We start from the raw sequence: 20,911 nt of genomic DNA, 5'->3' as shown, positions 1-20,911 counted from the left end.
GTTATATTTCAGAAGTTCTGGGACAATAATAATCAGATTATAAGAGGAAGTTCAAAAAGTCCACTTTTGATCACGGAGTAAATCTGGAAGTTAATTGACATCGAATCTTGCATTCACTCTCGAAGTCCGCTGCTCATGTAGTCTTGCCTACACTGCGCTGCTCCTTCTTCGAGTTCTTGCAATCTTCTCGGTGCTGAAAACCGACCTTTTTGAACTATTTTAAAAGCACTTATAAGCAAGTAAGACAGAATTTTGACGTGTTGAAAAGAGGGCACTAGATGAATAAGCAATCCATCTATGGATTAACATTGGATCAGTTGGCCGCTTGGTTAGAGGAGCGGGGGCATAAGAAGTCACGAGCATCCCAAGTGTGGGATTATCTATATCGTAAGCGGGTCAAGGACTTCGCTGATATGACAGAAGTAAATGAAGCCAGCGTAGCACTGCTGTCCGAACACTTCGTTATTCATACGCTTAACGAGCATGTGAAGCAGCAATCGGCTGACGGCACAATCAAGTTCTTGTTCAAGCTCCAGGACGGCAACTTGATTGAGACCGTGTTGATGAGACACAAATTCGGGCTGTCGGTATGTGTGACGACTCAGGTTGGCTGCAACATCGGCTGCAGCTTCTGTGCGAGCGGATTGCTGGCGAAAAGCCGTGACTTGTCCAGTGGCGAGATTGTGGAGCAGATTATGAAGGTTCAGCACCATTTGGATGCAGTGGGTGAGGGTGATCTGGTCAGCCATATCGTCGTAATGGGTATCGGAGAGCCATTCGATAACTTCGAGAATATCGTTGACTTCTTGCGGGTTGTTACCGACCACAAAGGTCTGGCAATTGGAGCGAGACGAATTACGGTATCGACAAGCGGATTGGCGAATAAGATTAGAGACTTCGCAGATATTAATCTGCGGGTGAACTTGGCCCTGTCCTTGCATGCGCCGAATGATGAGCTTCGCACGCGCATTATGAAGATTAACCGTGCCATTCCGATTGCGAAGGTGATGGAGGCGATTCGGTACTTCATCAACACGACAAACCAACGGGTGACGCTGGAATATATTTTGCTGAAGGATGTCAATGATCAGCAGGAGCACGCGCTTGAGTTGGTGCAGCTGATTCAAGAATGGAAGATGCAGGACGAGGTCAATGTGAACTTGATTCCGTACAATCCAGTTGATGAGCACAGCCAGTATCAGCGCAGCGAGCAGGAGTCGATTCGTGGCTTTTATGATGTCATGAAGAAAAATGACATTAGCTGCAGTGTACGGTTGGAGCATGGTACAGACATTGATGCAGCTTGTGGCCAGCTTCGCAGCAAGCAGATTAAGAAAGAAAGCGGTGCTGGTGCCGATCAGGCAGCTATGAGCTAAATAACATTTTGTAGTCAACAAAAGGCGTCCCTACCAATGGGTAGGGCGCTTTTTTTCGTGCTGTCTATGAGAAAGTTCTTTGTCCGCCCTACTAAATTTTGCTACAATAAAACCACGTATTCTTATCGCAATTACATAGAAATAGTTTATATGGTGCTGTGCATGCGCAGCTTAATAGGGAAGTCGATGCAAGTTCGACGCGGTCCCGCCACTGTAACGCAGAGCTGACAATCAAGGCTTTTATCCACTGTTAACTGAGTTAACGGGAAGGTGGATTGTCGAGCGATGATGCGAAGCCAGGAGACCTGCCATATAAGTGCTCTATATTTCTCACGAGGATGGGAGGGGGATGTTTATTCGTGCTGCTAGTAGGAGATTACTAGTGTATTTGGCTGCACCGAAGTGGTTACCTAACATCTTTCTAACAAGGGAAGATGTTTTTTTATTGCCTTCATATCGACATATTAAGGAGATCAGACATTGAAGATGATTACGAACAGAATGTTGAAGAAGAGCTTGTCTGCATTACTAAGTATCGTGTTGTTGTTATCTCTTGTACAGCCACAAGTCATAAGAGCGGCTAGTGGGCAGGGCAATACACAGTTAAATAACATGATTGAACAAACGGTTCAATATTATAAGGACTATTATAAGGATGTTTCTAATCAAGATGCTGTGAGTGATTCATGGTGGGAGCTTGTTGCTCTGTGGAGCGCGGGTCAAGATTTGCATGATGGGACTTGGAGATTACCTACATGGGAAACGAAAGAGCCAAGACTCCGGCCAAATGCAGGAGGCACCGATCATATTCGATATATTTATGGTTTGCTTGCATTAGGAAAGAATCCGGCTCACGCTTGGGAGACGAACCGGAATCTGTGGGCTGAACTGGCAGCTCAGCAAGATCCAACAACGGGTGCCATTGGTGGAGTCAATAAACACATTTGGGCAATGCTTGCCTTAAACGCTGGGGAAAAGCTTGGTCAGGATATGGGGTCATGGAATGCCTCATCCAAGCAAAAAGCGCTCGATTATCTGCTTAAAGCACAATATGCCGACGGAGGTTATGGATTGTCAGCTACCGGCAGTTCGGGTGATACTGACATTACTGGTATGGCGCTGCTTGCACTTGGTCAATACCAAGGACAGAGCGCGGTAGATGCGGCAATTGAACGAGCTAAGGAATTGTTGAAAAAACGCCAATTGGACAACGGAGGGTTTGATTCCGTTGGTACATGGGGATCTGGAGATAATTCCAATAGCTTATCTACATCCGTATCGGGATTGGTTGCGGCAGGCGATGATGTCTTGTCAGCAAAGTGGAGAAAGTCCGGCAACACAGTTATTGATGCATATGCACGTTTTCAACAAAATAACGGATCATTTAAATGGAAAGTAACGGATAACGCTACAAACCGGATGTCCACGGAGCAAGCCCTAGTCGCATTACTTGATATCAAGCATGGAAAGTCGGCGTGGAATCGACTTGCAGAGGTGAAGCTTCCACCGGATCAATCGCAGACAAATGGCAGGACAGTCTTAGTTGGCGAGCATCAAACGAGCGTCACCGAAGGAACTTATCTGGATCCATTATCCTCAAGTAAAGTAACACTTGAATTTCTTAAGGATGAACTGCCACACGTAATTTCGGTAACGAGCAGTACTTACTTAGAAATAGCACCGAAAACGGTTGTAATTTCGACATGGGACAAGAGACTTGAGCTACCCCATAGTTTGGGGATAAGTAATGATAATTTGCTTACGAAGGTCAACGAGGGTTTGTCCCTTGTAAACAAGGAGACAACGGGAATTGATCTCCGCTTGAAAGTGGGCGGTGATCAGGAGATCCGATTCAATCAACACGTAACCCTCATCTTGAAGGGGCAAGGAGATAAGGAAGCCGGGTTCATTAATGAAAACGGAATATTTACGTCGATTCCAAAATACGATAATTCCTCAGAACGGAATGAAGAAGTCTACTCTTATGCACTTAACGGCGATTTGATCGTTAAGACCAATCATTTCACTGAATTTGTAACTTATATTTCGAAAATAAAGGAGACCGGTAATGGAAACGGTGGAGGCGTAGTCCCTCCGGTCACAAATACGATCACATTGTCGGTCGAAAAGCGTACCATAGGCAAAGGGGATATCATTGCACCAGTTCGCGTCGAACTGCAGGATGGAGATACAGCGTATACAGCGCTTGAACGTATTGCTGAGAAACGAGGAATTTCCATTGAATCCACCGGCTCAGGGGCTAACCTCTATATTCAGGCAATCGATGGGTTGGCAGAGTTCGATAATGGGAGCTTGAGTGGTTGGATGTACTCCGTCAACGGTAAGTTCCCGAACTATAGTGCGGGAATCTACAACTTGAAGAATGGCGATGTCCTTCGTTGGCAGTACACGACAAATTTAGGCGAAGATGTTGGCAATAAATTCGAAGGAAACAAGGAAACCCCAGGAAAACCTGGATTGCCAGTTCACCCAGGGGGGGCAGGAACGGGCGGTGGCGCGCTTACACCGAAGCAGGTAGAAGAGTCTGCTAAGCTTAAGAGCCTTATTGACGGTGCTTCAGCATGGATACTAAGCAACCGCAAATTCACCGTTCAAGACAACTTTAATGATTGGGACGTCATGGCGCTGGCTCGTTCAGGTAAGAAAGTTCCTTCTACGTATTACGCGATTCTAGAAAACTATGTAAAAGAGAAAAAAGGAGAATTCCGATTAGTTACTGACTATGAACGCATGGCTTTGGCTGTTACGGCAATCGGCAAGGATCCAAGTAATGTAGCAGGCTTCAACCTCTTAGAGAAAATCTATAATAATGGGCGCATGACAAATCAAGGAACGAACGGTCTCGTGTTTGCTTTATTAGCCTTGGATGCGAACAAAACAGTTGTTCCAAACGATGCACTCTGGACAAGGGATAAGCTGATTCAGCAATTACTTGCTCAACAAAATTCAGACGGCGGGTTCCCGCTTAGCAAAGAGTCTAATGCTGTGAGCGACATCGATATGACTGCTATGTCACTGCAGGCATTGGCGAAATATCAAGATCGCAAAGAGGTCAAAGCAGCCACAGATAAGGCATTGTCTTGGTTGTCTTCGCAACAACTCGCTAACGGCGGATTTAAAGCATGGGGTGTTGAAACGAGTGAGAGCATCTCGCAGGTGATTATTGCGCTGTCCGGTCTTGGAATTGACTTGGAAGACAAGCGATTCGTGAAGAAGGATGGGGATTTGCTGAAAGCACTGCGCACGTATTTCAATACAGACGGCGGATTTGCGCATTCACGAGGCGAAGCGAGCAATTATATGGCAACACAGCAAGCATTGCTTGCGCTGACAGCCTATGATCGCGTGTTGACGAATCGAACAAGCCTGTATGTGATGACGGACGCCGCATCAACGGGCACGCAGAAGCCAAAGGATGAGAAAATAACGTACACAGACGATGCCTCCATTTCTGCTTGGGCAAAAGAAGCAGTCCATAAAGCGACGGAACTCGGGTTTATGCAGGGTACGGGTAAAGATAAGGACGCATCCCAATTTGAACCGAAGCGGGAATTAAGTCGGGCTGAGTTCGCGGCATTGATCGTGAAATTTGCTGGTTTACAGCCACAAGGCACAGATTCAGGATTTACCGATGTAAGTGCTTCGTCTTGGTATGCAGGATATGTTGCCACTGCGAAAGAAAAAGGTCTGATTTCGGGTGTTTCGGCAAATAAATTTGCACCGAACCAGGCGATTTCGAGACAAGAGATGGCAGCTATGCTCATACGAATGAAGGGTCTTCCGAAAGATGCAGATTCATCGGCAGGACCGAAAGATCAACAGCAAGTAGCTGAGTGGGCATTGCCCTACGTCAAATATGCCTATCAAGCAGGTCTGATGTCGGGTGAGGACGGTTACTTTAAACCACAGCTTCATGTGACACGGGAAATGGCTGCTGTTGTCATGGTAAGACTGCACGGCATTCAATAATTTGCACGATCAGAAAGAAGGAGAGCAATCTCCTTCTTTCCGTATGAGCGGAACTACATGATAGCAAGCTTGCATCATCAACGATTATGCATGGCATAGAGGTGAGGACATGTCCGAATGGTTTGCGTGGATAAAGCGCAACAAACAGAAATGGTTAGCTGGACTGGCAGTACTGGCCATTGTAATTGCTACGGTATGGATATATGGCGGAAATGGCAGTCAGCCGAAGGATGAGAGGCTGGCTGGTCATACAACGGCACAAGAGCAAGAGCACCCGAGCCAAGCCTCTAAGGATCTGGCAAGTGAGACTGCTAATCTATCCGAACAGAAGCAGGATCAAGGGAATCCAGAATCGTTGCCTCAAGCAACAGCTGATCCCAAGTCTGATACAGTACAGGACATAGGAAGCAAAACAGGAGACACGGATAACCCAGATCACAAGGACACACGCTCTGATCCGTCTACTACAAGTAAAGAATCGACGAAGGAGGAAGGCCAACAGAAAAATCAGGTTACTGAAACAACGCAGGGAAAAAGCATCGTAAGTAAAGCAACGGAGTCTTCTGTGAAATCGGATGTAACTCCAAAGGATAAAAAACCTTTTGGCACGTCTCCTTCTGCAAAAGAGAGCAAGGGGAATGCAGGCGAAAAGGAGAGCAAGGGCAGCAATAAGCAAGATGGAAAGTCTACACCGAACAAAGGAGTTGCTTCTCAGCCTGATGCAAAGCCTCCACAGACTACTACCGTGCAGCTTACGATTGTGGGATCCTCGGATATTGGTACGATCATGAGCACAGAGGAAATCGAAATTGGCGATTCGGAAACCGTAATGGATGTATTGAAAAAAGCGACGCGTGCTAAGAAGATTCAAATGGACTTCAGCGGTTCCGGTGCAACTGCTTATGTAAAAGGTATTGATAATTTATATGAGTTCGACAAGGGCTCAGGGAGCGGCTGGATGTACAGCATTAATAGTAAATTTCCGAACCGCAGCGCAGGCGTATGGCCGATTCATCCTGGAGACCATATTCAATGGCTGTATACGGAGGATCTAGGCAAGGACTTAGGAGCGGGTACTGACGACGGACTATGGGATGGGGAGAGCTAATATGATACACGGCTTCTCCACATTACATCCGCGATTATGTTTCGCCTATTTTGCCGTACTGCTGCTCTCATGCATGATGTTCACGCATCCTGTATATTCAGTTCTTACTTTACTTAGTATCGTTCTATTGAATCTATCCTTGGATGGAGGGAGAGTGCTCAAGAAGGGGATTAAGGGATACCTGATTATGGCTATGATTATTTTCTTGCTCAATCCCTTCTTCTCTAGTCGTGGAGCTACCATTCTTGGGTATGTGTTCGACCGTCCGATTACATTGGAATCGATCATATATGGTGCTCTATTCGCATTATCACTGCTCAATATACTGCTGGCATTTGTCGCTTACAATCTCGTCATCACACCGGAGAAATTATTGTACCTATTAACCCCAATCGCCCCGCGAACGGCCTTTATCATTACGGTAACCCTCCGTTTTGTGCCGCTGTTGACGAGACGGCTGAAGCAGATTATGACGGTTCAACGTGTTCTTGGTTACCTGCATCCGAAAGCCAGCAAGAAGCATCTTATGCGCGAAGGCATGGAGACCCTGCATACATTAATTAGCTGGTCGCTGGAAGAAGCGCTTCAAACAGCTAGCTCTATGCGTGCGAGAGGATATGGCGTTGGGAAGAGAACGAGTGCAATATCCTACAAGATGGATAAAAGGGATGTCCTTGTATTATGGATCATGGTCGTGACGGGAGCCAATATTGTGATTGGCGGATTGTTCGGCGTTAATCGCTTCCAAGTGTATCCACGGCTGCAGTCGTTGGAGTGGTCGCCACAGCTTTGGCTGCATGCAGCATGTTACTTGGTATTTATCTTCATCCCGATCGTGATGAACGGAAAGGAAGAGCTGTTATGGCGCACTATCAGATCGAAGATGTAAGTTTTCAGTATCCCAATTGTTCAGAGAAGACGCTTGATCATATCACCATCACCATAGAAGAGGGAGAATTCGTGCTGCTGTGCGGCCCATCAGGATCAGGCAAAACTACACTGCTTCGCCAGCTTAAGCGGGAAGTACGGCCGGAAGGCAATCGGAGTGGCAGTATTTATTATAGAGGAATTGCTCTAGATCAGCTTGATGAGCGACGATCCATTGAAGAAATCGGGATGGTATTTCAAGATCCAGACAATCAGATTGTCATGAATACGGTGTGGCAGGAATTGACCTTTGGCATGGAGAATCTCGGCTATTCCACCGCGCAAATGCAGCGAAGAGTGGGGGAACTCGTACAGTTCTTTGGCATGGAGGAATGGCTCCATCTCCCGATACATGAGTTATCTGGCGGGCAAAAGCAGCTCGTCCATTTGGCGTCCGTAATGACATTAAGACCGAGGGTACTGCTGCTGGATGAGCCTACTGCTCAGCTTGATCCGATCGCAGCCAAAGAGTTCATCCAATTGCTCTCCCGAATTAATGAAGAATTCTCCCTTACGATTATAATCAGCGAACACCGAATTGAAGAAGTTGTTCCCCATGCGACGCAGCTTGTCATGCTGAATCGGGGGGGGATCGCATATCTTGGCACTCCTGATCAGGTAATGAAGCAAATATGGAAGGATGAAGATGCATTATTTTTGCCGTATCTTCCATCTATCAGTCAGCTTTATTTGGGAATAGAGAAAGTAAGCGATGCCCGAGCTGTACCTATGAGTGTGAAAGAGGGAAGAAGATGGCTTGCTGGCAAGCAAGAACGGCGGCAAGCTGCTGGGAAGAGCCTGTCTGAAGCAGTGAAGGTTGATGGGCAGCATTTAGAGCCGTTGTTAACATGCAAAGAGCTGTATTTTACCTATGACAAAAATGCTCCTCTCGTCTTGAAGCGATTGTCTCTATCGATTCAAGAGGGTGAATTCTTTGCCCTGCTTGGCGCCAACGGCTCTGGGAAGTCCACATTGCTGCAGCAAATTGCGGGCGCACATAAGCCTCAACGAGGAGACATCTTGTATGCGGGCAAGTCCTTGCTGCGGAAGTCTACAGTAGAGCGGAGTCGGATGATCGGGTATGTCGCGCAGAATCCGATGCTCTATTTCACTAGAGACACGGTGAGGGAGCAATTGATGGATCGGCTAAGGCGGTTAGGCGAGCATAGCAGCATCGAGAAGCTGAATGAACTCGCAGCACGTTTTGACATCGAGTCTATTATGGATAAACATCCGTTTGATATAAGTGGGGGGCAGCAGCAGAAAATAGCGCTCATGCTTGTCTTGTTGGCCGACCCGAAGCTGCTGCTGTTGGATGAGCCGACGAAGGGACTCGATCCTATTTCCAAGCACCGGTTGGCTGAATTGCTTGAAATGATACGCGCAGCGGGTACCACAATTGTCATGGTCAGTCATGACATTGAGTTTGCGGCCAGCTATGCATCAAGATGCGGTTTGTTATTCAATGGCGCTATGGCCGCAGTTGATGATACACGCTCCTTCTTGCAGAGCAACTACTTCTATACAACAACGATTCATCGCACAGTGGGAGATGTCCTGCCCGAAGCGATCACGGTGAAGGATGTATGGGAACAATGGGGAAATTAAAACGCACGATCTACGTGGGAAGTATGGCAGCTGCCATAGTCGTAATGGCAGTTGTGTTATGGATGGACAAGTACTACTTGCCCCTGAGCTTTATGATGATCGGGCTCGCGATGCTGCCCTTCTTCATTCGCTTCGAGCGAAAGACAATGAAGGCGGAAGAGATTCTGCTGATTGCGATGCTTGGTGCGATTGCGGCTGTGAGCCGCGTGCCGTTCGCGCCACTGCCTAGCGTGCAGCCGACATCCTTCGTCATTATGATGTCTGCGCTCGTATTTGGGCCGGAGGTAGGGTTCCTCGTAGGCAGTATCGCCGCAGTGGTATCGAACATGTTCCTTGGACAAGGGCCGTGGACGCCTTGGCAGATGTTCTGTTGGGGGATGATTGGATTTACGGCAGGCCTGCTGCGAAATACAAGATTCATGAAGAGCTTGTGGGGCAAGAACATATTCGGGTTCTCATGGGGATTCCTGTTTGGTTGGATTATGAATCTATGGTTTTTGATCGGCATGTATGATCATTTGAACTGGAAGGTATTCGTATCCGCTTATGTCGCTAGCTTTTATTTTGATTTAGCACATGCGCTGTCGAATGTATTTTTCATTACGATTTTCTCAGCGATATGGATCAAGATACTGCTGCGGGTGAAAACGAAATACGGATTATTGCCCTCGAACGACAAGTAAATGGGGAGCGATCAGAGATATCCACATCTTATAGCCTAAATCAATGTTTTGAGAGTCGGTTCGATACATAAATTTAGTAATTTTACACCTTGACCCCTTGCACCTTCTTCGATTAACATAGGATCTATAAAGGGGAGTAGCTGTTACAATAAAGTCGTCATTACGAGGATAATCCTCCGGCTTTGTTGGCAACTTCGATTGTTAGCGAGACCTTTACCGACAGGGTAAAGGTCTTTATTTATGGCCTTTACCGTGATCGGTAAAGGCCATTTTTGTTTTTTAGGGGGGTTGTCCAGGGAAATTTCTCATAATTGTGCGCAATTGAAGAAAAGATATACATGACATGATAAGAGGAGAGGGTACTATGGATTTCTTTACACCAGAGTTCTGGTCCGCGTTGATGGCGATTGTGGTTATTGATTTAGTACTGGCCGGGGATAATGCAATTGTTATTGGGTTAACCGCTCGGAACTTGCCGAAGGAACAGCAGAAGAAGGTCATATTCTGGGGTACTTTTGGAGCGATTGCGCTTCGTTCCTTGTTGACGCTTGCTGTAGTATGGCTGTTGAAAATACCAGGTCTGCTCTTAGCCGGCGGCGTGTTGCTCGTCTGGATTGCGTATAAGCTGCTTGTGGAAGAGAAGAGCCATGATGTCGGGTCTGCTGGAAGCTTGTGGGCAGCCATTAAGACGATCATTATTGCAGACACGGTTATGGGACTGGATAACGTGCTCGCAGTAGCGGGTGCTGCGCATGGTGATTTTATTCTCGTGGTACTCGGTTTGCTCATCAGTGTTCCTATTGTGGTATGGGGGAGCACGCTTATTATTAAATGGGTGGAGCGGTTCCCGATCATTATCTATATTGGTGCAGGTGTCTTGGCCTGGACAGCAGCGAAGATGATTGTAGATGAGCCAATGGTAAAGGGATTCTTTACAGAGAACCCCTTTCTGAAATGGGGTCTCATCGTTGTCATCATTGGCGGTGTATTGGCTGCAGGAAGAATGAAGAAGCAGAAGCAAGTGAAGCAGGCCGCTTAATAAAAACGAACAACTGCATAGCTGAACGCGACAATCTGAGCACCCTAGCAGGGGTGCTCTTCTTATTTCTGGAATCATGTGTAAATGGATGATGCAGACTGCTACCTTTTGCGGTATAATAAAACCACACAATAAAATGGAACTTAATTTCACCAGGTGAAACAGAACGAACTTTTCCTATGTTCTTATTTCATATCTACAGGAGTGTGAACGTTATGGATAATAAGGAACGATTTTCAACTCGAGTCGATGCGTATGTGAAGTACCGACCAAGTTACCCAGTGGAGGCTGTGTCGTATTTGTATGATACAGTGGGATTCCAAGCGGGTGACGAGATTGCGGATATTGGGGCAGGAACAGGGAAGTTTTCGAAGCTGCTGCTTGCCCAAGGAAGTAGTGTTGTAGCAGTTGAGCCGAATGATCCGATGCGGGAGGCAGCTGTTCAGGAGCTTGGCGGCATTGCGAACTATCGTGCAGCGAATGGAGCAGCGGAGGAGACCGGACTGCCTGATCATTCCGTTGATCATATCGTATGTGCGCAGGCATTTCACTGGTTCGATCGTACCGCAGCCAGAGCTGAATTTCATCGCATCCTGAAGCCTGGCGGTAAGGTTGTCCTGATTTGGAATTCACGATTGCAACAAGGGACTCCATTTCTGGAGGAATACGAGCAGCTGCTGCAGCGGTATGGTACGGATTATGAGAAGGTGCAGCACAAGAACATTTCAGAAGAAGCGCTGTCAGCCTTCTTTGCTCCGAATCAGATGACAGTGGCAAGGTGCACAATGAGTCAATTGCTCAACGAAGAGGAGCTCGCCGGTAGACTGCTATCCTCCTCGTATGCACCAGAGCCTGGCCACCCGAACTATGAACCCATGAGGGCGGAACTGCACCGAATATTTGAACGCAACGAGCAAGATGGCGTGGTATCCTTCGATTATGAGACGGAAATCTTCTGGGGCGAAATGTAGGGAAATAGCCAAGAATAGCATATTGCTTTAGATAAGAGAGGAGAAATACCTCTCTTTTTTTGCGTCTGTGTCATATTTGGTATTGACTCTGCCATACATTATGATAGAATCATTATCACTTATAAATCCTATTGTATTACTAGGTATAAATAAGGGGGATATACGATTTGGCACAAATGATCATTACTGGATTGTTATGCGGGATACTGCTCGGGTTTGTCATGCAGCGCGGCCGATTCTGCCTGACAGGTGGATTTCGTGATATGTATTTAGCGAAGGATAATCGGATGTTCTATGCGCTGCTCATCGCCATCACGGTTCAGAGCATCGGCGTATTTGCACTCATCCAGTTTGGCTTGGTGGAGTTCACGGCAGGCTCGTTCCAATGGCTGAGCACGATCGTAGGCTCATTCATATTCGGCATCGGCATTATTTTGGCGGGAGGCTGTGCGACAGGAACATGGTATCGTGCCGGGGAAGGCTTGATCGGGAGTTGGATTGCCTTATTCGGATATATGGCGATGAGCGCCATTATGAAGTCAGGTGCGCTGCTGCCTGTCAACAATGGCCTAAAGGCGTATGCCGCCCCGAATAATTCCATCCCGGATACATTTGGATTGTCCGTATGGCCGTTCATTGTCGTGCTCGCTCTCGTGACATTATGGCTTGTTAGCAAGCAGTTGCGTAAACCTGCTGTTGCGATTCCAACCTTGCCAGCGAAACGGAAAGGAATCAATCATCTATTGTTCGAAAAGCGCTGGCATCCATTTGCTACAGCTGCTTTTGTAGGAATCATTGCGCTGCTCGCATGGCCGCTGAGCGAAGCGACAGGACGGATGTCAGGTCTTGGCATAACGACTCCATCAGCCAATCTGTTGCAATACCTGGTGACGGGCGATAGTTCCAAGTATGTAAACTGGGGTGTTTTCTTGGTGCTTGGCATCTTTGCAGGCTCTTTCCTGGCAGCGAAGGGAAGCCGCGAGTTTCGCTTCCGGGCACCGGATGCAAAGACAGCTATATCCAGCTTCGGTGGGGGACTTCTCATGGGCTTCGGAGCGAGTTGGGCAGGAGGATGTTCAATTGGCAATGGGCTCGTTATGACGGCCATGATGACTTGGCAAGGATGGGTATCGCTCATTTTCATGATTTTGGGTACATGGACGGCTTCGTATTTCGTATATGTGAGGCCGCGTACTAAGGCAAGTCGTAACCTAAGCACTTCTTATCATGCAAAGACCGTATAGGGGGAGAATGACATGAAAACGAAATTAGCCGTACTGGGCATGGTATGTCCATTTCCGTTAATCGAGGCGAAGGAGGCGATCCAATCACTGAACAGTGGCGATGAGCTGGTCATTGATTTCGACTGCACGCAAGCTACGGAGAGCATTCCTCGTTGGGTCGCCGAAGCCGGGCATACGATAACGAACTACGAACAAATTGACGATGCCTCATGGACGATTACGGTACGTAAAAAATAACCGGGAACATCGACGAACCGTAGCGGAGAGCTTTACGATGCCGCTTCATGCAGCGAACTAAAGAGAGTTGACATAAAGCAAAAAGGTCGAGTTGGGGACAAAGAGAGTCCTGACTCGACCTTTTTTTGAATCACGTTTTTTGATGGCTCTAGGAAAGCTTGTACATATCTTAATCTGGGCATTTTGGGTATGTATCCACTTCAAGCACTCCAAAATTCCAGATCCATGGTTGGAACGAAAAATAGGAGGAAATTAAGCTTGAAAAACAATAAATATAAATTGACTCTCACGTTACGTGATACTTTATAGTAGTTGTTGAAGGGAGGTTACATGGCAATCATGAGAGTAAAAGAAGTGGCGGACATCGTCGGCATTAGCGTGCGTACCTTGCACCATTATGACGAAATCGGACTTCTGTCCCCAGCTCAAGTTACGGATGCGGGCTACAGACAGTATTCAGATGAGGAGCTGGCTATGCTTCAGCAAATCTTGTTCTTTCGAGAGCTGGGCTTCCCATTGAAAAAGATTAAAGACATTATTCACAGCCCAACATTCGATCAGACCGAAGCGCTCGAACTGCACCGCAGTATGCTGCAAGAGAAGCGCAAGCGCCTGGATGTCATGCTGGAGACGCTGGATAAGACGATACTACATCGAAAAGGAGAAATTCACATGACGAACAAAGAGAAGTTTCAAGGCTTCGACTTCAGTCATAATCCATATGAGCAAGAAGCGCGTAAGCGGTGGGGAGATAAGACTGTTGACGCGTCCAATGCCAAGGTTGGGAATATGACGAAAGAGGAGCAGACCTCCATGGGAGAGAAGATGAATGCGATATACTTCCATCTGGCAGAACTGCGTGGAACTGCACCGGATTCAGAAGAAGCGCAGGCAGGGATCAAACAATGGTATGACTTCTTGAATACAATGGGCAACTACTCTCCTGAAGCATTCAAGGGACTGGGACAAATGTATGTAGATGATGCGCGGTTCACCAAAAATATCGACAAGTTCGGCGAGGGCCTTGCCGTGTTCATGCGCGACACTATGGCATTCTTCGCAGATCGGATAAACGAATAGGTATTGCAGCTTTGCACGAAATACGAGGGAAAGAGCAAGGATGAACGCAAGAGAGCCCCTAGTTGCTTTACGCAGCTAGGGGCTCGTTCGTTTTATATCAGGAGTGGGTGGTTCTATAGAATCGAACTGATGGCTCTGTATAATCAATCAGCTGTCTCTATAGATTCAAGATATCACGGATATCCTGCTCAGTTAGGGCGGATATTGCCTCTTCACCAGGCTGGATGACCTCTTCGATCAAGTTCTTCTTTCGCTGTTGAATCTCATACATCTTGTCCTCAACCGTTCCTTGCGCAACAAGACGAATGACCTGTACAACCTGCTTCTGCCCAATCCGGTGGGCGCGATCGGCTGCTTGCTGCTCCACGGCAGGATTCCACCAGAGATCATACAGAATAACGGTATCTGCCCCGGTCAAATTCAATCCTGTTCCTCCTGCTTTCAAGGAAGCCAAGAATAAGTCGCGCTCACCTGCATTGAATCGGCTGCACAGCTCCACTCGCTCAGCGCTCGGCGTCTGTCCGTCCAAGTAGAAGTAGGATACTCCTTGTTCCGCCAGCTCTCGCTTGATCAGTGCGAGCATCTCTGTGAACTGGGAGAAGATAAGCGGTCTTCTGCCAGCCTCTCTTGCTTCTGCGATAATCTCCAGCAGCTGTTCGAACTTTGCAGAGCTTCCTGTATAGTCTTCCATGAACAAGCCAGGGTGGCAGCATAGCTGGCGAAGCCTTGTAATCCCAGCCAAGATTTTGATGCGACTCTTCTGGAACCCGTCTTCATCCAAATGCTTCAAGGCATCCTTCTGCAGCTTGGCTAAGTAAGCGATATACAATTTCTTCTGCTCGGGCAGCAGCTCTGATGCCTGAAGGGATTCGATCTTCTCCGGCAGTTCCTGCAATACATCTGTTTTCAATCTTCGCAGCAGGAACGGGCGGGAGCGCTTCGCTACGACGTCACGCGGAAGATCGCTGAACTCCTTTCTCCCTGGGAACAATCCAGGAAACACAGCATCGTAAATGGACCATAGCTCCTCTAGCGAATTCTCCACTGGCGTTCCGGTAAGCGCGAAGCAGTACTCGGCTTGGAGAGCCTTCACAGACTGGGCCGTCTGAGTCGTGTAATTTTTGAACGCTTGCGCTTCATCCAGAATGAGCGTGTGGAAAGAGTGCTTGGCGTACCATTCAATATCTCTGCGCAGCAGCGGGTAGGACGTAATGATAACATCGACGCGCTCAAGATGATTCAGCTTGCGGGTGCGTTCCGCCTTGTTCCCGTCAGCAATGATGGTGCGGACCGATGGCGCGAAGCGCATGAATTCGTTGCGCCAATTATACATAAGCGACGCTGGACAGACGACGAGCGCAGGAAGCTGCCGCTTTTGAATGTCCGGTAGAACAGACACCATGAAGGCGATGCTTTGCAAGGTCTTGCCAAGGCCCATATCATCCGCCAGAATACCGCCGAAGTGGTAGTGGGCAAGTGTCTTTAGCCACTGGAACCCATATGCCTGATATTCCCGAAGCACATGAACCAGACTGTCCGGGACGGGGAATTCCAAATGGTCCGGGTTGCGCAAATTCTCCAGCAGCTTGCGGAAGGATCTGCCGAATCGTACGGCTTGCCGCTCTCCTTGGGAGTCGATAAGATGCAGCCCGCGCATAACCGGGATACGGAACTCTGCTCCTGAAGCTTCTCCCTGACGAAGGCCCACCTCATTCATGAAGCGAATAATCTCTTGGAACTGTTCACTTTCAAGCGGCATGAGCGCGCCGTTTGCCATTCGATAGTAGCGCCTTTTTTCCTCGATTGCTTTGAGCAGCTTTCGAATTTCTGATTCTGATATTCCATCCATCTCAAACTTGAATTCAAGCCAATCGATACGTTCGTCCACATTGATTGAGATTTTGGGAGGAGCGTTCGGGATGAACAACCTTTCCTTCACAGCTGAAGTCGCATAGATGTGCAGGATTCGTTGCAGTTGGGGAACGATGTGATACATGAAATTATATTCGGCATCCTCGTCATCCAAGAAGTATCCGCCTTCCGTTTTCACAAAGGGCGACTGCTCCATGATTTCTAGTATTCGCTGCTCTTTGTCCGTATTCCGCATCAGAATCCGATTCTCTGTATGCTTGTGTCGATTCGGATCCAGTGGGTTAATGGAGATATCCCCGTAGTGAAATTCCAACCCCGCAAGCAGTCTATCTCGAATGCGATCAAGATACAGCTTCGCCTGTAATTCCGGCTGCACGACGCGATCTGCTATCGCTTGCGCTACGCGTACGTTGCCGAGCTTCTGTAAGCCCGGAACCACCTTGTCCATGATTGGACCAATCTGATTAGGTGATATAAGAATTCGTTGCTGGCGGCGACCGTTGTCCAATGTCTTCTTTAGATCAGAGAGCCGCTTGCATTGCTCAATCGGGGTCGGTATAAAGGCCCCGTTAGCGATGACAGCCCCGTAGCTCTCCAGCACTGTCACTTGTTCTAATCCTTGTACATCAATGCAGTAGGCATCTTTATCCGCCTCATCTAGCCTGAACTGTATTGGGAGAGGCTCATCTACAACAGACAGTCCCTCAAATGTTGATCCGTCATGCGCAAGGAGCACAGAAGGAGCTTGTTGAAGGGCAGGAAGCAGGGCATCCCACGAGTAAGGAGGGATGAGCAGCATCCGTTCGTCGTTGCCCTGCTTGGCAAGAATGGCGGAATGCGGCATGTGACGGTATACATTTTCGTTGCGGTAAATCGCGATCAACTGTTGGATAACGGCAAAATGCTCGGGATGAAAGCAATGCAGTGACGGATCATAGGAGAAATGCCTTGAAAATACATAGCATTCCCCGCGATCGATGCATCGCAGCAATTCGCGAATATGCTTTACGATATATAGTCGCTGCGGCCCGACCCTCATTTCAACGGCCAAAAAGGCCTGCTCGTTGCCTGATGAAACCGGGAAGCAGGTGATTTCTACGTCAAGCGGCTGTCTGGTATCGAATAAGGGGCGGATACGGCTGGATTTGAGTGGAGTATCGTCAAATAATCCGAGTATTCGCTGGGCTAGCTGATCATTCCCCGATTCCATATTCATAGTCGCGGCTCTCCTTTCTATATGTGAGATGAGTATATATAAAGTGAACGCATGTTCGTGTATGTCGATAGCTATATGATATCAGAAAGCAATAAAAAAGAAACAACAGGACTTTGGAACTATGCGATTAAGTCGAAATTAAGAATATATTCAGTGCCGATTGGTAAGATGGTAGCTAGGGTATATATTATTGGTCAGTAAATGCGTGTAAAGGTGTAATAGAGCCATTTATGGAAAGTTGACACCACTGACAGGATGTCTGCAGGCATGTATAATAGGTGCTGCGGTGAAAATATTGTTTTCAGAAAATACAAAATATCCCTCGAATCACCTAGGGAAAAGGATGCCACCTGTCGAATGTAATAGCGATTATACTTTCTTGAGACTCATCGCGCGCAATTTATTTATAAGACTATAGACTCATTTTTTTTGAGTTGATTATAGGAAAAGGAGGCCAACCCGATGGCGGGCACATGGTTGAAGCTGAAAATCGGGCAGAGGCTCGAGTCCCTGCGCCGATATGTCTCGCCGGCACTGCTTGCTGCCGCGGGAGTATTCATCATTACTTGTCTTGCATTATTTGTTCCCCCTTATATCGGAATGGCAGATAACGGCGACTATTTCCGAATTCTCTACAGCAATGGCCTGTACTTCAATGCACCCGATTACTACGATCAGTATTTTGGATATTTTATTAAGGAATATGGAATATTCCAATACTACAATGAGAATGCGGCAACCTTATTTTCTTCCCAGTCCATTTTCATCAAAGCAGCTATTTGGCTCAATCAATTATTTAATCCAGATGTATTCGATATCCGCTTCCAGGCTGCCATATTCGTGGTGCTGTATATCGTTGCCGTATATTTGCTCGTGGAGAGCTTAACGTGGAAGGTTGCTTCCAAGTACGCATACCCGATATCGATCATCGCGATATTTCTATTCGGTGATACCGCATATACCGCTTACTTTAACTCCTTCTTTGGGGAGAGCATCGTGTTTATTATGCTGATCTTTGTGTTCGCCTCGGGGCTGCTCATCTATCGCAATCGATACAATGACTATGTCATGATGGGTGTGCTGTTGGCCAGCGGACTACTATTGACTACCAGTAAACAACAGAATGCGCCTCTTGGCATCATTCTCGGCATATTTGGCATCTTCCTCATCTTTATTCGGAAAGGAAGAACATTCCGGGCATTGATGTCTTCAACGCTCGTGCTCTTGCTACTGGCTGGTATTGGCACTTACACGCTTATACCGAAGGAGTTCGTGAACATCAACCAATATCATGCGATGACGCGGGGGATATTGATGGGATCCGATGATCCAGAATCTACATTGGAACAATTCGATATGGACAAGCAGTACGCCATACTGAACAAAAGTATTTATTACGAGCTGTACACCACAGTAGATGTAGATTCTGAAATTCTGGAGAATCAGTTCTATAACAAATACGGATTTGTATCGATTCTTGGCTATTATGTAACTCATCCTTCTAAAGCTATCGACATGCTGGATTTGGCGGCTAAGAGCGCATTCAAAATACGTCCTCCTGCAATGGGGAATTACGAAATATCGGTTGGAAAACCATTCCGTGCGCAGACGACGTTTTTCTCCGGTTACAGCATCTTGAAGGCAAAAATGGCGCCGAAAACGTTCGGCTTCGTCATTTTGTGGATTGTGCTTGTTGCCGGATTGTACATGCCTTCCTTTGTTGCGGCTGCAAGAGCCAAGCAAATACGGCGCATGATCCGATTCTCCTTTATCTTTATCATGATTTTGATGGGATTGTCGGGAATCGCGGTGTCCATTATTGGTGCGGGGGATGCCGATTTGGCGAAGCATGAATTCGTGTTTACGGCGGTGTTCGACCTTGTCACGTTTGTAACGGTGTCTGACGCCATACGCAGACGCTTATGGAGCAGGCAGGATGAAGATTCTGCATTGCTTACTTCTGATACCAGCACTCATGTTCATGAAGGGGCCAAGGTGGTGATGTAACGTGATCCAAAGAAAATTAATTGTATGCATGCTTGCATTGCTGCTGTTTGGCTGTGGGATGCCTATGACCATTCACGCGGCAGAGCAAGCGGCCTCTAAGGTGCTGCTCATCTACGACAGCTTGGACAAAGGGACAACGAGAGAGGGAAATGTCGAGGCAATGCAGCGCCTGCTGGCATCCTATGGCGTCCAGGTTACGCTCGTTCGTTCTGACCATTATCAGCGGGGGCAGATGGATGCTTATACGAAGGTGATAGGGATTCATAATCTGACTGATTTGAAGGAATCGAATCAGGATTTTCTTCAAGATGTCGAACAGTATCGTGGTGACTACTTGCACATCGGTGCGAGAGTCCCTGCAGCGGTGACCGCAAGCTTAGAGCTTCGCGTTCACAGTGGAGTGCCTGGTCCCATTCGAATCGCTATTGATCGCCTGGCTCAAGATGCAATTCGTACCGAGCAAGTGACCATCATCGAACATGCTGCAGGCACCCGTTATGGGAGCCTGAGTTCAGCAGGCGCTCCATCCGAGTTTCCTTATGGAGTGCGAAACGGCCGCTACGGTTATGCAGCTTATTTCGAGCGGGGCAATATCAGTGAGCTGGCAATGTCGCATTTGCTGAGAGACTGGTTGGGCAATGCAGGAGAGGCGCGCAGCTACGTAATTTTCAAGGAAGTATATCCGTTCTCCGACCTGCATCTGCTGGAGCGGCTTGCCGACCGGATGTACGAGGCGGGAATTCCGTTCATCGCAAGTGTGCAGCCGGTGTTCGTGAATACCGATTATCCGGCCATGAAGCGATACATGGAAACACTGAAGTATGTTCAATCTCGCAACGGAAGCATTATTGCAAATGCTCCAACCGTAGCCTCAACGGTCAATCTAAGCGATACGACATTAAAGGGAAAGATGGAAGGATTCATTGACGTGCTTGCAGACTATGGGGTTGCACCATTGGGACTTGGAGCGGACTTCTACTGGACATATGACCAAAGATATGCAGAAGAGGGCATGAGCTTTACGGACTCGGTCGTGTTGTTTCCAAATAAGAAGTTGAAGTACAGAGTTCAGACGAATGAGTCCAAGGCATTCCCGTTCTCCGCATTCAGCATGCAGCCCGGATTTTTAGAGCAATTCGGTCATTCAGGGACTTTCATGCCTGCAATGCCTATGAACTCCGCATTAACCTTTGACTTCCCTGATACAGAGGAGAAGCTGGACGACATCGTAGAGCAATTGCAGAGCAGCTGGATATCATTTTCTGATTATAAACACGTCTCCCATACTGTTCGTACCCCCAACAGCATCATTATGTCTCGGAGCGGCAGTGTGACCATTAACGGACAGGGTGTAAACTTGGATGTCGTGATCAAGAAGGTAAGCTCGGATTATGTATATAAGGAAAAAGAAGTGAAGAGCTTCGAGACGTTGTTCAATGTACAGAACAAAATTTTTATTGTCATTATCGTACTGACGCTTATTGCATTCACAGGGTTTCTCATCGTGGGTAAACGACTGTACAAGCGCAAATATTACAAATAAGGAGATAGCC

Annotated in this window: 14 protein-coding genes and 1 riboswitch; of the genes, 13 read left to right on the top strand and 1 reads right to left on the bottom strand. The window is 47.4% G+C overall.

What is annotated here, in order from left to right; translation table 11 throughout:
• The first annotated feature begins 278 nt into the window (after positions 1 to 278).
• From rlmN to PBN151_RS12745, 11 genes are all read left to right on the top strand, one after another.
• On the top strand, positions 279 to 1,376 hold the full coding sequence (gene rlmN, locus PBN151_RS12795) for a dual-specificity RNA methyltransferase RlmN (RefSeq protein WP_072729223.1): 1,098 nt from the start codon (positions 279 to 281) through the stop codon (positions 1,374 to 1,376).
• Positions 1,377 to 1,510: 134 nt separating this feature from the next.
• Positions 1,511 to 1,703: riboswitch (cobalamin riboswitch) on the top strand.
• A gap of 159 nt (positions 1,704 to 1,862) precedes the next feature.
• The gene (locus tag PBN151_RS12790) at positions 1,863 to 5,366 is read left to right on the top strand and encodes an S-layer homology domain-containing protein (RefSeq protein ID WP_139295335.1); all 3,504 of its coding nucleotides are present in this window, start codon (positions 1,863 to 1,865) and stop codon (positions 5,364 to 5,366) included.
• A gap of 109 nt (positions 5,367 to 5,475) precedes the next feature.
• The gene (locus PBN151_RS12785; protein WP_072729221.1) at positions 5,476 to 6,474 is read left to right on the top strand and encodes a DUF4430 domain-containing protein; all 999 of its coding nucleotides are present in this window, start codon (positions 5,476 to 5,478) and stop codon (positions 6,472 to 6,474) included.
• A 1-nt stretch (position 6,475) separates the two neighbouring features.
• Positions 6,476 to 7,363 (top strand): energy-coupling factor transporter transmembrane component T, encoded by an 888-nt coding sequence (locus PBN151_RS12780; protein WP_072729220.1) that lies wholly within the window; start codon positions 6,476 to 6,478, stop codon positions 7,361 to 7,363.
• Positions 7,336 to 9,009, top strand: coding sequence for an ABC transporter ATP-binding protein (locus tag PBN151_RS12775; RefSeq protein ID WP_072729219.1), 1,674 nt, complete (start codon positions 7,336 to 7,338; stop codon positions 9,007 to 9,009). The genes PBN151_RS12780 and PBN151_RS12775 overlap by 28 nt, the downstream gene beginning before the upstream one ends.
• Positions 8,997 to 9,692 carry an ECF transporter S component gene (locus PBN151_RS12770; protein WP_370510417.1) on the top strand — a complete coding sequence of 232 codons (696 nt, stop codon included), beginning with the start codon at positions 8,997 to 8,999 and terminating at the stop codon, positions 9,690 to 9,692. Before PBN151_RS12775 ends, PBN151_RS12770 begins: the two co-directional genes overlap by 13 nt.
• A 364-nt stretch (positions 9,693 to 10,056) precedes the next feature.
• Positions 10,057 to 10,731 (top strand): TerC family protein, encoded by a 675-nt coding sequence (locus tag PBN151_RS12765; protein ID WP_072729218.1) that lies wholly within the window; start codon positions 10,057 to 10,059, stop codon positions 10,729 to 10,731.
• 215 nt (positions 10,732 to 10,946) lie between these two features.
• Positions 10,947 to 11,702 carry a class I SAM-dependent methyltransferase gene (locus PBN151_RS12760; RefSeq protein ID WP_072729217.1) on the top strand — a complete coding sequence of 252 codons (756 nt, stop codon included), beginning with the start codon at positions 10,947 to 10,949 and terminating at the stop codon, positions 11,700 to 11,702.
• 176 nt (positions 11,703 to 11,878) lie between these two features.
• Positions 11,879 to 12,946, top strand: a complete 1,068-nt coding sequence (locus PBN151_RS12755) for a YeeE/YedE family protein (protein WP_072729292.1) — start codon at positions 11,879 to 11,881, stop codon at positions 12,944 to 12,946.
• A gap of 12 nt (positions 12,947 to 12,958) precedes the next feature.
• Positions 12,959 to 13,183 (top strand): sulfurtransferase TusA family protein, encoded by a 225-nt coding sequence (locus tag PBN151_RS12750; RefSeq protein ID WP_072729216.1) that lies wholly within the window; start codon positions 12,959 to 12,961, stop codon positions 13,181 to 13,183.
• Positions 13,184 to 13,513: 330 nt separating this feature from the next.
• Positions 13,514 to 14,263 (top strand): MerR family transcriptional regulator, encoded by a 750-nt coding sequence (locus PBN151_RS12745; protein WP_083545119.1) that lies wholly within the window; start codon positions 13,514 to 13,516, stop codon positions 14,261 to 14,263.
• 157 nt (positions 14,264 to 14,420) lie between these two features.
• Here PBN151_RS12745 and PBN151_RS12740 read toward each other — a convergent pair whose 3' ends face one another.
• A complete protein-coding gene (locus PBN151_RS12740) occupies positions 14,421 to 17,351 on the bottom strand; it encodes a DEAD/DEAH box helicase (protein ID WP_072729215.1) in 2,931 nt (976 codons plus the stop codon).
• Between the two features lie 462 nt (positions 17,352 to 17,813).
• Between PBN151_RS12740 and wsfD the strand changes: the two genes are divergently transcribed.
• Both wsfD and PBN151_RS12730 read left to right on the top strand, forming a co-directional pair.
• On the top strand, positions 17,814 to 19,358 hold the full coding sequence (gene wsfD, locus PBN151_RS12735) for a glycan biosynthesis hexose transferase WsfD (RefSeq protein WP_072729214.1): 1,545 nt from the start codon (positions 17,814 to 17,816) through the stop codon (positions 19,356 to 19,358).
• A gap of 1 nt (position 19,359) precedes the next feature.
• Entirely contained in the window at positions 19,360 to 20,901 is a 1,542-nt protein-coding gene (locus tag PBN151_RS12730; RefSeq protein WP_072729213.1) for a hypothetical protein, read from the top strand.
• Positions 20,902 to 20,911: the final 10 nt, after the last annotated feature.

Origin of the sequence: Paenibacillus sp. NAIST15-1 (assembly GCF_001894745.1) — a bacterium.
Classification (GTDB): domain Bacteria; phylum Bacillota; class Bacilli; order Paenibacillales; family Paenibacillaceae; genus Paenibacillus_B; species Paenibacillus_B suaedae.
The sequence above is the reverse complement of the archived record's forward strand: the minus strand, read 5'-3'. Positions and strand labels throughout refer to the sequence as shown.

Bases quoted from the DNA above. Each gene is read 5' to 3' on its own strand.
- rlmN (WP_072729223.1), top strand. From the start codon at position 279: ATGAATAAGCAATCCATCTATGGATTAACATTGGATCAGTTGGCCGCT.
- PBN151_RS12790 (WP_139295335.1), top strand. From the start codon at position 1,863: ATGATTACGAACAGAATGTTGAAGAAGAGCTTGTCTGCATTACTAAGT.
- PBN151_RS12785 (WP_072729221.1), top strand. From the start codon at position 5,476: ATGTCCGAATGGTTTGCGTGGATAAAGCGCAACAAACAGAAATGGTTA.
- PBN151_RS12780 (WP_072729220.1), top strand. From the start codon at position 6,476: ATGATACACGGCTTCTCCACATTACATCCGCGATTATGTTTCGCCTAT.
- PBN151_RS12775 (WP_072729219.1), top strand. From the start codon at position 7,336: ATGGCGCACTATCAGATCGAAGATGTAAGTTTTCAGTATCCCAATTGT.
- PBN151_RS12770 (WP_370510417.1), top strand. From the start codon at position 8,997: ATGGGGAAATTAAAACGCACGATCTACGTGGGAAGTATGGCAGCTGCC.
- PBN151_RS12765 (WP_072729218.1), top strand. From the start codon at position 10,057: ATGGATTTCTTTACACCAGAGTTCTGGTCCGCGTTGATGGCGATTGTG.
- PBN151_RS12760 (WP_072729217.1), top strand. From the start codon at position 10,947: ATGGATAATAAGGAACGATTTTCAACTCGAGTCGATGCGTATGTGAAG.
- PBN151_RS12755 (WP_072729292.1), top strand. From the start codon at position 11,879: ATGATCATTACTGGATTGTTATGCGGGATACTGCTCGGGTTTGTCATG.
- PBN151_RS12750 (WP_072729216.1), top strand. From the start codon at position 12,959: ATGAAAACGAAATTAGCCGTACTGGGCATGGTATGTCCATTTCCGTTA.
- PBN151_RS12745 (WP_083545119.1), top strand. From the start codon at position 13,514: ATGGCAATCATGAGAGTAAAAGAAGTGGCGGACATCGTCGGCATTAGC.
- PBN151_RS12740 (WP_072729215.1), bottom strand. From the start codon at position 17,351: ATGAATATGGAATCGGGGAATGATCAGCTAGCCCAGCGAATACTCGGA.
- wsfD (WP_072729214.1), top strand. From the start codon at position 17,814: ATGGCGGGCACATGGTTGAAGCTGAAAATCGGGCAGAGGCTCGAGTCC.